At 70.6% G+C, this 11,337-nt stretch carries 15 protein-coding genes; 4 read left to right on the top strand and 11 right to left on the bottom strand.

What is annotated here, in order from left to right:
• Positions 1-113: 113 nt before the first annotated feature.
• The 3 genes from ACU5E9_RS09425 to ACU5E9_RS09435 all read left to right on the top strand — a co-directional run bounded on the left by ACU5E9_RS09425 (position 114) and on the right by ACU5E9_RS09435 (position 2,001).
• Complete coding sequence (locus tag ACU5E9_RS09425; RefSeq protein ID WP_456813331.1) at positions 114-614, top strand: CarD family transcriptional regulator; 501 nt, start codon at positions 114-116, stop codon at positions 612-614.
• A 28-nt stretch (positions 615-642) separates the two neighbouring features.
• Positions 643-1,503, top strand: a complete 861-nt coding sequence (locus tag ACU5E9_RS09430; RefSeq protein ID WP_456813332.1) for an endo alpha-1,4 polygalactosaminidase — start codon at positions 643-645, stop codon at positions 1,501-1,503.
• 96 nt (positions 1,504-1,599) lie between these two features.
• The gene (locus tag ACU5E9_RS09435; protein WP_456813333.1) at positions 1,600-2,001 is read left to right on the top strand and encodes an SPW repeat domain-containing protein; all 402 of its coding nucleotides are present in this window, start codon (positions 1,600-1,602) and stop codon (positions 1,999-2,001) included.
• Positions 2,002-2,266: 265 nt separating this feature from the next.
• Here ACU5E9_RS09435 and ACU5E9_RS09440 read toward each other — a convergent pair whose 3' ends face one another.
• From ACU5E9_RS09440 to ACU5E9_RS09480, 9 genes are all read right to left on the bottom strand, one after another.
• The gene (locus ACU5E9_RS09440) at positions 2,267-3,535 is read right to left on the bottom strand and encodes a sensor histidine kinase (protein WP_456813334.1); all 1,269 of its coding nucleotides are present in this window, start codon (positions 3,533-3,535) and stop codon (positions 2,267-2,269) included.
• A complete protein-coding gene (locus ACU5E9_RS09445; RefSeq protein WP_456813335.1) occupies positions 3,532-4,197 on the bottom strand; it encodes a response regulator transcription factor in 666 nt (221 codons plus the stop codon). Before ACU5E9_RS09445 ends, ACU5E9_RS09440 begins: the two co-directional genes overlap by 4 nt.
• Before the next feature lie 58 nt (positions 4,198-4,255).
• Positions 4,256-5,020 (bottom strand): FAD:protein FMN transferase, encoded by a 765-nt coding sequence (locus ACU5E9_RS09450; protein WP_456813336.1) that lies wholly within the window; start codon positions 5,018-5,020, stop codon positions 4,256-4,258.
• A gap of 1 nt (position 5,021) precedes the next feature.
• On the bottom strand, positions 5,022-5,543 hold the full coding sequence (locus ACU5E9_RS09455; protein ID WP_456813337.1) for an FMN-binding protein: 522 nt from the start codon (positions 5,541-5,543) through the stop codon (positions 5,022-5,024).
• Positions 5,540-6,949: a ferredoxin reductase family protein gene (locus tag ACU5E9_RS09460; RefSeq protein WP_456813338.1), complete on the bottom strand. Its 1,410-nt coding sequence runs from the start codon at positions 6,947-6,949 to the stop codon at positions 5,540-5,542. The genes ACU5E9_RS09455 and ACU5E9_RS09460 overlap by 4 nt, the downstream gene beginning before the upstream one ends.
• A gap of 91 nt (positions 6,950-7,040) precedes the next feature.
• The gene (locus ACU5E9_RS09465) at positions 7,041-7,535 is read right to left on the bottom strand and encodes an SRPBCC family protein (RefSeq protein WP_456813339.1); all 495 of its coding nucleotides are present in this window, start codon (positions 7,533-7,535) and stop codon (positions 7,041-7,043) included.
• 105 nt (positions 7,536-7,640) lie between these two features.
• Positions 7,641-8,450, bottom strand: coding sequence for a YidC/Oxa1 family membrane protein insertase (locus ACU5E9_RS09470; protein WP_456813340.1), 810 nt, complete (start codon positions 8,448-8,450; stop codon positions 7,641-7,643).
• 95 nt (positions 8,451-8,545) lie between these two features.
• Positions 8,546-8,896, bottom strand: coding sequence for a DUF6412 domain-containing protein (locus ACU5E9_RS09475; RefSeq protein WP_456813341.1), 351 nt, complete (start codon positions 8,894-8,896; stop codon positions 8,546-8,548).
• Positions 8,897-8,940: 44 nt separating this feature from the next.
• Positions 8,941-9,330 (bottom strand): DUF6855 family protein, encoded by a 390-nt coding sequence (locus ACU5E9_RS09480; RefSeq protein ID WP_456813342.1) that lies wholly within the window; start codon positions 9,328-9,330, stop codon positions 8,941-8,943.
• Between the two features lie 124 nt (positions 9,331-9,454).
• Here ACU5E9_RS09480 and ppk2 point away from each other — a divergent pair, with 124 nt between their 5' ends.
• Complete coding sequence (gene ppk2 / locus ACU5E9_RS09485) at positions 9,455-10,312, top strand: polyphosphate kinase 2 (protein WP_456813343.1); 858 nt, start codon at positions 9,455-9,457, stop codon at positions 10,310-10,312.
• An 11-nt stretch (positions 10,313-10,323) separates the two neighbouring features.
• Here ppk2 and ACU5E9_RS09490 read toward each other — a convergent pair whose 3' ends face one another.
• A complete protein-coding gene (locus ACU5E9_RS09490) occupies positions 10,324-10,578 on the bottom strand; it encodes a three-helix bundle dimerization domain-containing protein (RefSeq protein WP_456813344.1) in 255 nt (84 codons plus the stop codon).
• A 59-nt stretch (positions 10,579-10,637) separates the two neighbouring features.
• Positions 10,638-11,240, bottom strand: a complete 603-nt coding sequence (locus ACU5E9_RS09495) for a TetR/AcrR family transcriptional regulator (RefSeq protein WP_456813345.1) — start codon at positions 11,238-11,240, stop codon at positions 10,638-10,640.
• Between the last annotated feature and the right edge of the window lie 97 nt (positions 11,241-11,337).

Here is an 11,337-nt window from a genome sequence, read left to right on the forward strand (position 1 = left end):
GCCCCGGGTGCGTCGAATCGTCTGAACAGCACTGTGGAGGAGCACGTCCGCGCCCCGCGCAGACGTCCGGGTGATACGTCAACCACGCTCAACGAATTATGAGGCTGCATCAGATGATTTTCGAAGTCGGCGAGACCGTCGTCTATCCCCACCACGGCGCAGCAACGATCACTGCGGTCGACACCCGCACGATCAAGGGTGTCGAGAAGCGCTACATCACGCTCACCGTGCACCAGAGCGACCTGGCCATCAACCTGCCCATCGACAACGCTGAGCTCGTCGGCGTTCGCGATGTCATCGATGCCGCCGGCGTCGAGGCCGTCTTCGACGTGCTTCGCAGCGATGTCGAGGAAGAGCCCAGCAACTGGTCACGCCGGTACAAGGCCAACACCGAGAAGATGGGCAGCGGCAGCGTCTACCGCGTCAGCGAGGTCGTTCGCGACCTGTGGCGCCGCGACCGCATCTCCGGCGTCTCCGCCGGTGAGAAGCGGATGCTGATCAAGGCGCGCCAGGTTCTCGTCTCCGAGCTCGCGCTCGCGCAGAAGTCCACCGAAGAGGAAGCCTTCGTCACGCTCGACGACGTGCTGAACGCCAGCGTCGCCGAAGTCGCCTAGCCTTCAGACTCTGTTAACGCGTCGCCGGATGATCAGCCGAATGATCACCCGGCGGCGCGTTTTCTCGTTCCCCCTGCGACTGGTGTCGGTGGTGCTGCTCGTGCCCGCGCTGGCCGGCTGCGCCGCCACGATCGGCTCACCCGCATCCGGCACGCCCGCGACCGGCCCGGCGCTGCCGCCGGCCGGCGGTGGCCTGGACTACCAGCTCGGAGGGGCGTACGACCCGCCGGCCGGGGTGGACATCGTGGTGCGTGACAGCACCGAAGCGCCCGCCGCCGGCCTGTACTCGGTCTGTTACCTCAACGGGTTCCAGACCCAGCCGGCCGACTCCGAGCGGATCCTGGCCGACTCCCCCGACCTCATCCTCACCGCCGACGGCATCCCGGTACGGGATGAGAACTGGCCGGACGAGCTCCTCTTCGACACCGGCACGGCCGCGACCCGCGCAGGCATCGCCGCCCTGCTGCTGCCGCAGATCACCGGCTGCGCCGAGGACGGCTTCGACGCGGTGGAGATCGACAACCTCGACTCCTACACCCGGTCGGCCGGCCTGCTCACGGCCGCCGGCAACCTCGCCCTGGCGGACCTGCTCGTGGCCGGCGCCCACGGTGCGGGCCTCGCGATCGGCCAGAAGAACGCCGCCGACCTCGCGGCAGACCTGGCCGGCACCTTCGACTTCGCCGTCGCGGAGGAGTGCGACCGGTGGCAGGAGTGCGTGCTGTACACCGCCGCGTACGGCGACCACGTGCTGGCGATCGAGTACGCCGACGACCTGCGGGAGGATTTCGCCGCGGCCTGCGGGTCGCCGGACCGGCCGGACTCGATGATCCTGCGCGACCGGGACCTGGTTCCGGCGGGCTCGGACGGGTACGTGTACGAGCGCTGCTGAGCGGCAATTGTGGGACCGGACCAATCCGTCCGCCCGAGGGCGGCGAATTAGTGTCGTGAGGCGATTCGGCCTCCGGTCAACCACCAGGAGCTCCCCATGCGATTCATTCCCACCAAGGTCCACGCCGTTCTCGACTACGTCGTCGCCATCGCCCTCATTCTCGCCCCGACGATCTTCATGTTCGAAGAGGTCGGCGGCGCCGCCGTCATCGTGCCGCGCGTCCTCGGCGTCGGCCTCATCATCTACAGCCTCCTCACCCGCTACGAACTGGGCCTGGTCAAGGTCATCGGCATGCCCGTGCACCTCGTCTTCGACATCCTCGCCTCGGTCTTCCTGATCGCGTCGCCGTTCCTGTTCGGCTTCGCGGACGAGGCCCCGAACGCCTGGGTGCCGCACATCGTCGTCGGTGTCGCCGTGATCCTCGTCGTGCTCTGCTCGAAGAGCCAGCCCGGCGCCAGTGTCACCGCCCCGAAGGCGCACGCCACCAGCGTCGCCTGACCCGGCCGACTTACGGCGAAGTGCCCCTTGGATGCGATCCAAGGGGCACTTTTCGGCATCTCGCGGGAGCTCCGTTCGCCGACTTCCGGCATCCGGCCCCTTCAACGCCCGCGAAGGGGCGTTGTGCGGCAACTCGGTGCGGATGCGACGCGCTCACTTGCCAGATACGGCCCCCTCGGCCGCCCCCAGTGGGCGGCAACTGGCAACTCACGACGGGCCGAGAGGGGTGGTCGGTTCGGGTCGAGGGAGAAGCGGGCGCCGGGGGTCAGTTCGGGTCGAGGGGGAACCGGGCGACGACCGCGGCGCCGGTAGCACCCGCGGCACCGGATGACCCGGCAGAACCGGCAGTGCCAGCGGAGCCGGGGGGCTCGATTGCGACCGTACCGCCGTGGCGCCGGGTGATTTCGGCCACGATCGCCAGGCCGAGGCCGTAGTGCCGGGGCGCTCCCGGATCGGCCGCGGCCCGGCCGCTGGCGAAGCGCTCGAACGCCGTGTCGGTGACCTCGGGGGCGAAGCCGGGGCCGTCGTCCGCGACCCGGATCGTGGCGTACCGGCCGTCGGTGGTGACCGTGACGGTCACGGCGGTGCGGGCGTGGTCGATGGCATTCGTGGCCAGGGCGATGACCAGCCGCAGCAGCGCGGGTGGGGAACCGGCGATGACGACGGGGCCGTCGGCGCCGGCCCGGTGCAGGGTGATCCCCCGGCCGGCAGCCTCGTCCCGGAGCAGGCCGACGGCCTGGTCGGCGGTCGCGGCGAGGTCCACTGGCACCGGATCGGCGACGCTGCGGGGGTCGGCGGCGATGAGCAGGTCGTCAAGAATGCCGGTGAGCGCCCGCGAATCGGTGAGGATCTCGTCAACGGCCTCGGTGACATCCGCCGGCACCCCGGATTGGTCGCGGCGCCGGAGGAGTTGCGCCCGGGTGCTCAGGAGGGTGAGCGGGGTGCGCAGCTCGTGGCTGGCGTCGGCGACGAACCGGCGCTGGAGCGCGAGGGCCTCGGCGAGCGGACGGATCGAACGGCGAGCCATCCAGTACGCCGCCACGCCGGAGACGGCGACCGCGACGAGCCCGGCCGCGAGCAAGGCGACGGTCAGCCGGCGCAGCTCCTCGTCGTTCTCGTGCTGGTCGATGGCGACCTGCACCACCCTGGCGCCGCCCCGGCCGCCGGTGACCGTTGTCGTCAGCATCCGGTAGCTCTTCCCGTCGATGGTGCGGGTGCCGGTCACGTCAGTGCCTCCCGCGGAGACCGCGGCGATGGCGTCGGCGTCGGCGAGGCCGGCGGGCAGCTCGCGCGACGCGATCACCCGTCCGTCGCCCACGATCGACAGGTAGACGCCCTCCCCCGCATCCTCCGGGGAATCCAGCCGCGCGGCGGCGGCGAGCTCCTCGGTGGCGGATTCGGCCACACTCGCGCTCACGATCGCGAAGACGATCCCGACCACCAGGATGAGGACCACGAGCATCAGCGCGGTGAACTGCACGGTGAGCCGCACCGCGGCGGCGCGCAGGTCATCCGGGCGTGGCGCGCGCCTCACGAGAGCGTGCCCAGCCGGTAGCCGACGCCCCGCACGGTGAGGATCGACGCGCGGCCGAGCTTCTTGCGCAGGTAGTGCACGTAGGTGTCGACGACCCCGAGGTCGTCGGCATCCGGGAACACGTTGGCGAGTAGGTCGGAGCGTTCGAAGACCTGCTCGGGCCGCCGGGCGAGCCGGGCGAGCAGCTCGGCTTCCCGTTCGGACAGGGTCACCGGGCCACCGGCCAATGTGACCGTGCGGCTGCCGGTGTCCAGGGAGCCGCCGGGCACGGCGACGACGGGGACGGTGGTGCTGTGCCGGCGGAGCAGGGCCCGGATGCGGGCGAGGAGCTCGTCGATGTCGAAGGGTTTGGCCAGGTAGTCCTCTGCACCCCGGTCGAGGCCTTCCACCCGGTCGGCCGGGTTGCCCAGGGCCGACAGCACCAGGGCCGGGGTGAGGACGCCACGGCCGCGCAGCCGGGTGAGCACCTCGAGTCCCTCGAGCACGGGGAGTCCCCGGTCCAGCACGATCACGTCGAACCGCTGGGTGAGGCCTTCGTGCAGCGCCCGCTGCCCATCCCGGGCGATGACGGTGTCGTAGCCCTCATTCGTGAGGAGCTGGTCGAGCATCCGGACGAGGCGCACATCGTCTTCGACGAGCAACACCCGGGGACGGTCGGCCATATCCGAAGTATATGGAGTCTCGCTCGGCCGGCGACCGGGGTCGTTCATGCGGAGTCGCTCATGCGGGGGTGAGGCCGCGGGTGTGCTGGAGCCCGCGGGTGGCGGTGAGGGCGCCGTCGGCGGCCACCGTCAGCACCTCGATCGGGAACCGGGCGACAGCGTCGTCGCGCTGCGCCGGGCCGCCGGCGAGGATGGCCGTCGCGAGCACATCGGCGGTGACGATGTCGGCGGCGAGCACGCTCACCTGCCGGAAGGGCGCCGCCGCGTCGGTGCGCCCCGGTTTCTGCCGCCAGACGTGCTCGCCGCGTTCGGCGGTGCCGGAAGTGGCGACGGCGGACCGGCCGGGGCCGAGGGTGAGGGCGCACAGCACCGCTGACCGGTCGGCGGGGTCGCTGATGCCGACCGTCCACGGCGAGCCGGCCAGGTCGCCGCGGCTGAGGATGTCCCCGCCGACGTTGAGCACCCAGTCGGTCTCCCCGGCAGCGTCGAGCACGGCAGCGGCGGCGGCCATGGCGCTGGCCTTGACGATGCCGTTGAGGTCGATGACGCCGTCCGGGCGGTGCGGGGTGAAGGCTCCGTTCGTGCGGCTGCGCCACTGCAGCGCGTCGGCGTAGCTGTCCCGCAGCTCGGCGGAGGCGCGGTACAGGGGAAGGTCGCCGCGGGCGATCCGGCTGAGCTCGGAGTCGGGGCGGTAGAGGCTGAACCGGCGGTCCACGGCCTCGAACTCGGCCGCGACCGCGCCGAGCGGTGCGGCGCCGAAGGTAGTGCCTTCGACGCGGAGGCTGACGGTGGTGCCCATGGTGGTGAAGACGTGCACCCCCATGTCAGAGGCCGGCCTGGTCGAGGGCGGACTGCAGCGAGGTGAGGTAGGCGTCGCTCGTATATGTCGCGCCCGAGACGTTCTGCACGTTGGCCGACTGCAGGCTCAGGACCTCCTGGCGCAGCACCGGGGCGGCGCGGTTGCTGATCTGCACCGACCGCTGGTCGTGGTCGGTGAGCTGCAGGGCGACGACGTCGGTGATGGTGCCGTCCGCGACGGTGATCTGCACCTGTACGTCGCCGAACCGGGTGGAGGCGGCGCTGCCGGTGTAGGTGCCCGAGGTTCCGGACGTACCGGAGGTGCCCGAACTGTCGGACGCGGCCAGCGGCCCGGCACTGCCGGTCGGCGTCGGCGTCGGCGTGGTGGTGCCCGGCGCGGTGGCGCCCGGACCGTCACCGTTCGGGACCGCCGACGCCGCGGCATCCGCCTGCTGCACCTGGGCCTGGTTCTGCTCTCCCACCTGCCAACCGGCGACCAGCACGGCCGAGGACGACAGGACGCTCAGGACGATCGCGCGGCGCCTCACCAGTCGAACCTTTCCGCGTGGATCTGGGTGTCGGGCAGCCCGGCCGCCCGGGCGTCCCGGATCACCAGGTCGGTCCAGGACTGTGGACCGCAGACGTACAGGTCGGACTCGAGCAGGTCGGGGAACGCGGACAGGATGGTGACCCCGCGCGCCAGCGCTTCGGCCGACATCCAGGTGGCCAGGCCGGGCGGCCTGCGGCCCATCATGGTGAACAGCGCGTTGCCCCGCATGCTCGGCAGGGCGCCGATCTCGTTCCAGAGGTAGCTCTGTGACGGGTCGGTGGCGCGCAGCACCACCGTCGCCTCCCCCGGGCGCAGGGCAGCGTGTTCCAGCAGCGACCGCACCGGTGTGATGCCGATTCCGGCCGCCGCCACGGCGATCTTCGCGGTCGTGCGGTGGGTGTCGGTAAAGATCCCGTACGGCCCCTCGATCGACACCCGGGTGCCCGGCCGCACCCGGCCGAGGGCGGCGCTGCCCCGACCCAGGCTGCGCACCGTGATCCGCGCCGAGGCGGCCGTGGGCACCGCGGAGAAGGAGATGGGGTGGGCGTGCCACCAGGTGGCGCCGGTCCAGAACCGCCAGATCGCGTACTGGCCGCCCTGGGTCTGCAGCCGCTCGAGGTGGCGTCCGGTGAGGTGCAGCGACACCACGCCGGGGGCGATCGGCTCGACCCCGGCCACTCGGAGGTTGTGCCTGGCGCTCCGCACGGTCGGCACGACGAAGCGGAACAGGGCGATCGACCCGAACGCGACCAGGTACAGCGCGATCCAGTACACCCGTTGCCCGGTGCCGTCGGCGAGCACCCCGCCCGCGCTGAGCTGATGCGGCAGCGCGGTCAGCACGGCCGCATAGCTGAGCAGGTGGATGGCGTGCCAGGCCTCGTAGGGGAATCGCCGGCGCACCGCGACCACCGACGTCACGACCACGGTGACGAGCAGGCCGAGACCCAGGTAGGCCAGCGCCATGTCCGGTCCCAGGAACAGCGCGACGGTCTCGGCGACGACGTTCGACCCATCCGCCATCGCGTAGCCGACCGTGAGCAGCAGGCCGTGCGCGAGGATGAGGTACAGCGCCGGCTTGCCCAGCTTTCGGTGGAAGGCCATCGCCGTGTCCTGCCCCACCACCCGGTCGATCGCCGGGATGCGGGCGGCGAGGACGAGCATCACGAGGATGAGGTCGGTGCCGATCAGCCCGGTGACGATGCCGACGGCGCTGAGGCCGGAGGCGACGTCGGTGGCCTGCGCAAGCCCGCCGTAGGCGAGGTAGAGCGCGACGGCCATCGCGACCGACGACCAACAGGCGGCGATCAGGAGGTCGGCGGCGCGCATCCGACGACGGGTGCGGATGCGCCGGCTCCAGTCCGGAACGGCCCGGGCGACGGGGGATGGTGCCGTGCGAAGCGACATCGGGGCTCGATTCTGGGAAGGTCACTGCTTACCTTCCAAGAATCGCCCCGAATTCTTCCAGGATTCTTAGGGATGCGGCCGGGTGGGCCGGTCAGGCGGCGGTGGAGGCGCGCATCGGCGTGGGAGTCTCCAGCAGCGCATCCAGCTTGTGGAAGGACTGCCGCCACCCGACGGCGCCCATTTCGCTGAGCGAGCGCGGGAATGGGCCCTGCTCGATGTGCAGCCGGGTGCCGGTTCCCGCCGGCCGGAATTCGATGGTGAGCACCAGCCGGGTTCCGTCCGGCACCCCGGGCATGCCCCGCGTGTCCTCGTACCCGACGAGGCGCTCGTTCGGGGTCACCTCGGTGAACACCGAGTCGACCGGTGAGGTGATCGCCCGGTTCTCGTTGTTCACCATCACCAGGCGCCAGAACCCGCCGGGCCTGGCATCGATGCGCACGGTGGAGCGCGGCACGTGGAATCCGAGCGGGCCGAACCACTCGGAGAGCTGGTCCGGGTCGGTGAAGGCCCGGTAGACCTGCTCCGGCGGGGCGGCGAAGTCACGTTCGAGCACCATGTTGCCGGTTGCTGTGGTTCTGTCCAACATGCTCGTTTCCTTTCGGCGAAGGGGTGGCTGCGACCTTCCCCCGGGCCACAACCGACACCGTCAATATGCGCGCGTATCGGGTGACGGTCAAGGGTGCGGGTGGGCTCAGCGCCCGGGGCGCATCATCCGCCAGAGCAGCGCCCGCTCGCTCACGCTCCACAGTGCGCTCACGGTGAGGTAGAGGGCGGCGGCCAGCGGCACGAACGCGGCGAAGACCACGCTGATCAGCGGGAGCCAGCTGAGCGCCCGGGTCATGGTGGCCTGCGCGGCCGGCGAGAGCGCCGCCGCCGCGGGCGGTGCGGCGGATGCGGCCGGTGCGCCCGGGTTCGCCGTCGGCGCGAGGCCGGCGGCGGCCGCACCCTGGGTGAGCATCAGCCGGCGGCTGAGCAACTGCGCCAGCAGCAGCGCGGCGAGCACGCCCACCCCGACGAGGAGCACGGCGGCGTCCTGGCCGCTTCCCCAGCCGGTGAGGATGCTGGTGCCCAGCGGGCTGCCGAACAGCCCGCCGGCCAGCAGGGCGTTGTCGTGCCCGTTGATGTCGGCCAGCACGAACAGGCCGTAGACGATGGAGAGGATGGGGGCCTGCACGAGCAAGGGCAGGCAGCCCGCCAGCGGGGAGGCGTTTTCGGACGCGTACAGGGCCGCCGTTTCGCGTTGCAGCCGCTCGGGGGTGCTGCCATGCAGGCGGCGGAGCTCCGCCAGCCGCGGGGCCAGGCGTTGGCGCACCTGCTGGGCGCGGGCCTGGGAGACCCCGACCGGAATCAGCAGCAGGCGGAGGGCTACGGTGACCACGACGATCGCGAGGGCGGCGGCGTTGGCCGCGGCGAACGGGGTGAGGAAGAGGGTGAGGTTGTGCAGAACGGCGTAGGCCGCGTCGAGCACGGCCGCGATGGGGCCGATGGCATAGAAATTCATGAGGAGACTCCCGGTCGGAATACGGAAAATGGGGAACCGTATGGTCGCGAGAGGGAGTCGGGCACCCGGCGGGTGCGCTTTCGAAAAGGGTCTCCCTAGGCGACCGGGAGGGCGCGGCCGGGCGCGCGCGGCTGGGGCTTGCCCGGCGCATCCGGGACGCTTTGGCCAACCTGGGAGGCCAGCTCGGGGTAGGGCCGGGCCACGGGGGTGGGCGCGCCGGTGAGCACCATGACAAGCATGGCCAGCACCTGCTGGGCCGCGCCGGTGACGGCGACGGCCGTCGCGCACAGGCTGAACAGCGCGGCCAGGGCGAGCAGTTCGCCGAAGCCGCGGCCGCCGAGGGATTGGGCGGCAATGGATAGAGTGCCGACGGAGACGGCGGCGAGCGCGACCGACAGCCGGGCCGTCGCGGGCGCCGGGCGCGGCGTCAGCATCCGTCTCTGCATCGGTACCCCTTCTGGTCGGTCGATCCCGTCAGCCTAGCCTCGGGTCAGAGCGCCCGCATCGAGTTGTTGCGCTTCTCGTGCGTGAGTTCGGCCAGTCCGAGGTGTTCGAGCAGCGGCGGCAGGTACATGCCGAAGCGGCCGCGGTACCCCTTGCGCAGGCCGTACCACCCGCCGACGGGGTTGTCCTCCGACCGGCCCCAGGCCTCGACGCTGCCGTCCGGGGCGGGCTTCTGCTCGTCCGCGGCACCGAGCGGCACCCAGTCGCCCTGCCCGACGAGCCAGGCGTGCAGGTCGTCGATGGCCCTGGCGTGATACTTCAGGGTGGTGGAGCCGACCTGGCAGACGAGTTCGTCGCCCTCCCGGAACATCGTGTAGGCCGACGTCCCCGGTGCCGTCGTGAGGCTCCACGGTTCTGTTTTTGTTCCCTCGCTCATGGGTCTCCCGTTCGTCACGCCTCAGTAGTCGCAAGCTTGGCAGTGCGGGTCGCCCAGCGCTATGGGCGCGCCGGCGGCCACCGGGTACGCTGAGCGCACGCACACGACCCGCAAGGAGCCCTTGATGGCGAAAAAGGCTGCACCCGCCGTACCCCGCATGAACAAGAAGCTCTACGAGGCGGAGCTTGGCCGGTTGCAGGCCGACCTCGTGACCATGCAGGAGTGGGTTCGCGAATCCGGCGCCCGGATCGTGGTGATCTTCGAGGGCCGCGACGCCGCCGGCAAGGGCTCGGCGATCAAGCGGGTCACCGAGTACCTCAACCCGCGCATCGCCCGGGTGGTTGCCCTGCCGGTGCCCACCGAGCGCGAGCGCGGCCAGTGGTACTTCCAGCGCTACATCAAGAACCTGCCCACCGCGGGCGAGATCGTACTGATGGACCGGTCCTGGTACAACCGTGCGGGGGTGGAGAAGGTGATGGGGTACTGCACCCCGGATGAGTACCGCCGGTTCCTGCACCAGGCACCCCTGTTCGAACGGATGCTGGTCGAAGACGGCATCCTGCTGATCAAGTACTGGTTCTCCGTCTCCGACACCGAGCAGGAGGCACGGTTCCGGTCCCGGCAACAGGATCCGATGCGGCGCTGGAAGCTCTCCGAGACGGACGTGCTCTCGATCACCAAGTGGGTGGATTACTCCAAGGCGAAGGACGAGATGTTCGTGCACACCGACATCGCCGAGGCACCCTGGTGGGTGGTCGAGAGCGAGGACAAGCGGGCGGCGCGGCTCAACATGATCAGCCACTTACTCACCCTGGTGCCCTACGAGCACATGGAACCGCCCGTGGTTCATATCCCGCACCGGCCGGCGGGGTCGGACTACGAACGTCCCCCACGCGAATTGAACCGCCCGGTGCCCGACCATGCGGCGCGCATCACCGAGTTGGCCGCAGCCAAGGCGAAGGGCAAGCGCGGCAAGGACTGACCCGCGACGGGTCAGCCGACGGGGCCGTGCCCGGTGGCCTGGCGCAGCCGCGCCTTGGCTCCGTGCTCGATCAGCACGGGCACGTAGTCGCGGATCGGTTTGCCGTCCAGCAGATGGCGCTCCGTGCCCACGACGTCCTCGATGAACGAGCGCGGCCGGTCGGGAAACCGTTCGACGAGCCGGTCGATGACCTGGGATACCGCCTGGTCTTCGTGCTGTTGGCGTTCTTCGATGTCCACGGCTTCAGTCTGCGACTGCACGCGCATCCGGTCAACTCTTCGCAGCTGCACGGCAGCCGAACCCTGCACGGACGTGCACCGAACGCCTAGGGCTGGGTGCGGGGCGTTGTGCCGAGCATCAGCTCGAGGGCGGCGTCGAAGACCCCGCTCATGTCCACCGTGTTGTCGTGCAGCCACTGCAGTTGCAGGCCGTCGCTGAGCGCGGTCGCGGCCCTGGCCACCACCATCGGGTCGATGTCGGCACTCACGGAGCCCTCGAGCTGGCGGCGGCGCACACTGTCGGCGAGGGTGGTCACGATCAGGTCGTAGCGTTCGCGCACGTAGTCGTGGGCCGGATGCTCCGGCGCCTCCGATTCGGCGACAAGCCGGGAGTACAGCTGCACCAGCCCCGGCACCGTGCTGTTGTACTCGATGGTGAGGCTGAGGGTGCCCAGCAGGTCCTTACCGATCTCCTCGAACGCCGCCCGGTCGTGCTCGTCGCGTTCGCTGACGACCTCGGCCATGAGCTGCTCGCGGGAATCGAAGTAGTGCAGCACACCGGCCTTGGTGAGGCTCACGGCATCCGCGATCTCCTGCAGCGAGGAATTGCGGTAGCCGTGCTTCGCGACGACCGCCAGGGCCGCGTCAAGGATCTCGCGTCGCTTGGCGGCGCCTTTGGCGTACCGTCGTGCGGGGGCGTCGATGCTCATGCCGTCACCTTACCGCCGACGAACATCCGCCGAAAACCTACCACCGGTAGGTTCCGCTGTTATGCTTCCAGCAAACGTCGCCATCGCCGGCGGCATC

The organism is Cryobacterium sp. AP23, from assembly GCF_054075385.1.

Bases quoted from the DNA above. Each gene is read 5' to 3' on its own strand.
- ACU5E9_RS09425 (WP_456813331.1), top strand. From the start codon at position 114: ATGATTTTCGAAGTCGGCGAGACCGTCGTCTATCCCCACCACGGCGCA.
- ACU5E9_RS09430 (WP_456813332.1), top strand. From the start codon at position 643: ATGATCAGCCGAATGATCACCCGGCGGCGCGTTTTCTCGTTCCCCCTG.
- ACU5E9_RS09435 (WP_456813333.1), top strand. From the start codon at position 1,600: ATGCGATTCATTCCCACCAAGGTCCACGCCGTTCTCGACTACGTCGTC.
- ACU5E9_RS09445 (WP_456813335.1), bottom strand. From the start codon at position 4,197: ATGGCCGACCGTCCCCGGGTGTTGCTCGTCGAAGACGATGTGCGCCTC.
- ACU5E9_RS09450 (WP_456813336.1), bottom strand. From the start codon at position 5,020: ATGGGGGTGCACGTCTTCACCACCATGGGCACCACCGTCAGCCTCCGC.
- ACU5E9_RS09460 (WP_456813338.1), bottom strand. From the start codon at position 6,949: ATGTCGCTTCGCACGGCACCATCCCCCGTCGCCCGGGCCGTTCCGGAC.
- ACU5E9_RS09465 (WP_456813339.1), bottom strand. From the start codon at position 7,535: ATGTTGGACAGAACCACAGCAACCGGCAACATGGTGCTCGAACGTGAC.
- ACU5E9_RS09470 (WP_456813340.1), bottom strand. From the start codon at position 8,450: ATGAATTTCTATGCCATCGGCCCCATCGCGGCCGTGCTCGACGCGGCC.
- ACU5E9_RS09475 (WP_456813341.1), bottom strand. From the start codon at position 8,896: ATGCAGAGACGGATGCTGACGCCGCGCCCGGCGCCCGCGACGGCCCGG.
- ACU5E9_RS09480 (WP_456813342.1), bottom strand. From the start codon at position 9,330: ATGAGCGAGGGAACAAAAACAGAACCGTGGAGCCTCACGACGGCACCG.
- ppk2 (WP_456813343.1), top strand. From the start codon at position 9,455: ATGGCGAAAAAGGCTGCACCCGCCGTACCCCGCATGAACAAGAAGCTC.
- ACU5E9_RS09490 (WP_456813344.1), bottom strand. From the start codon at position 10,578: ATGCGCGTGCAGTCGCAGACTGAAGCCGTGGACATCGAAGAACGCCAA.
- ACU5E9_RS09495 (WP_456813345.1), bottom strand. From the start codon at position 11,240: ATGAGCATCGACGCCCCCGCACGACGGTACGCCAAAGGCGCCGCCAAG.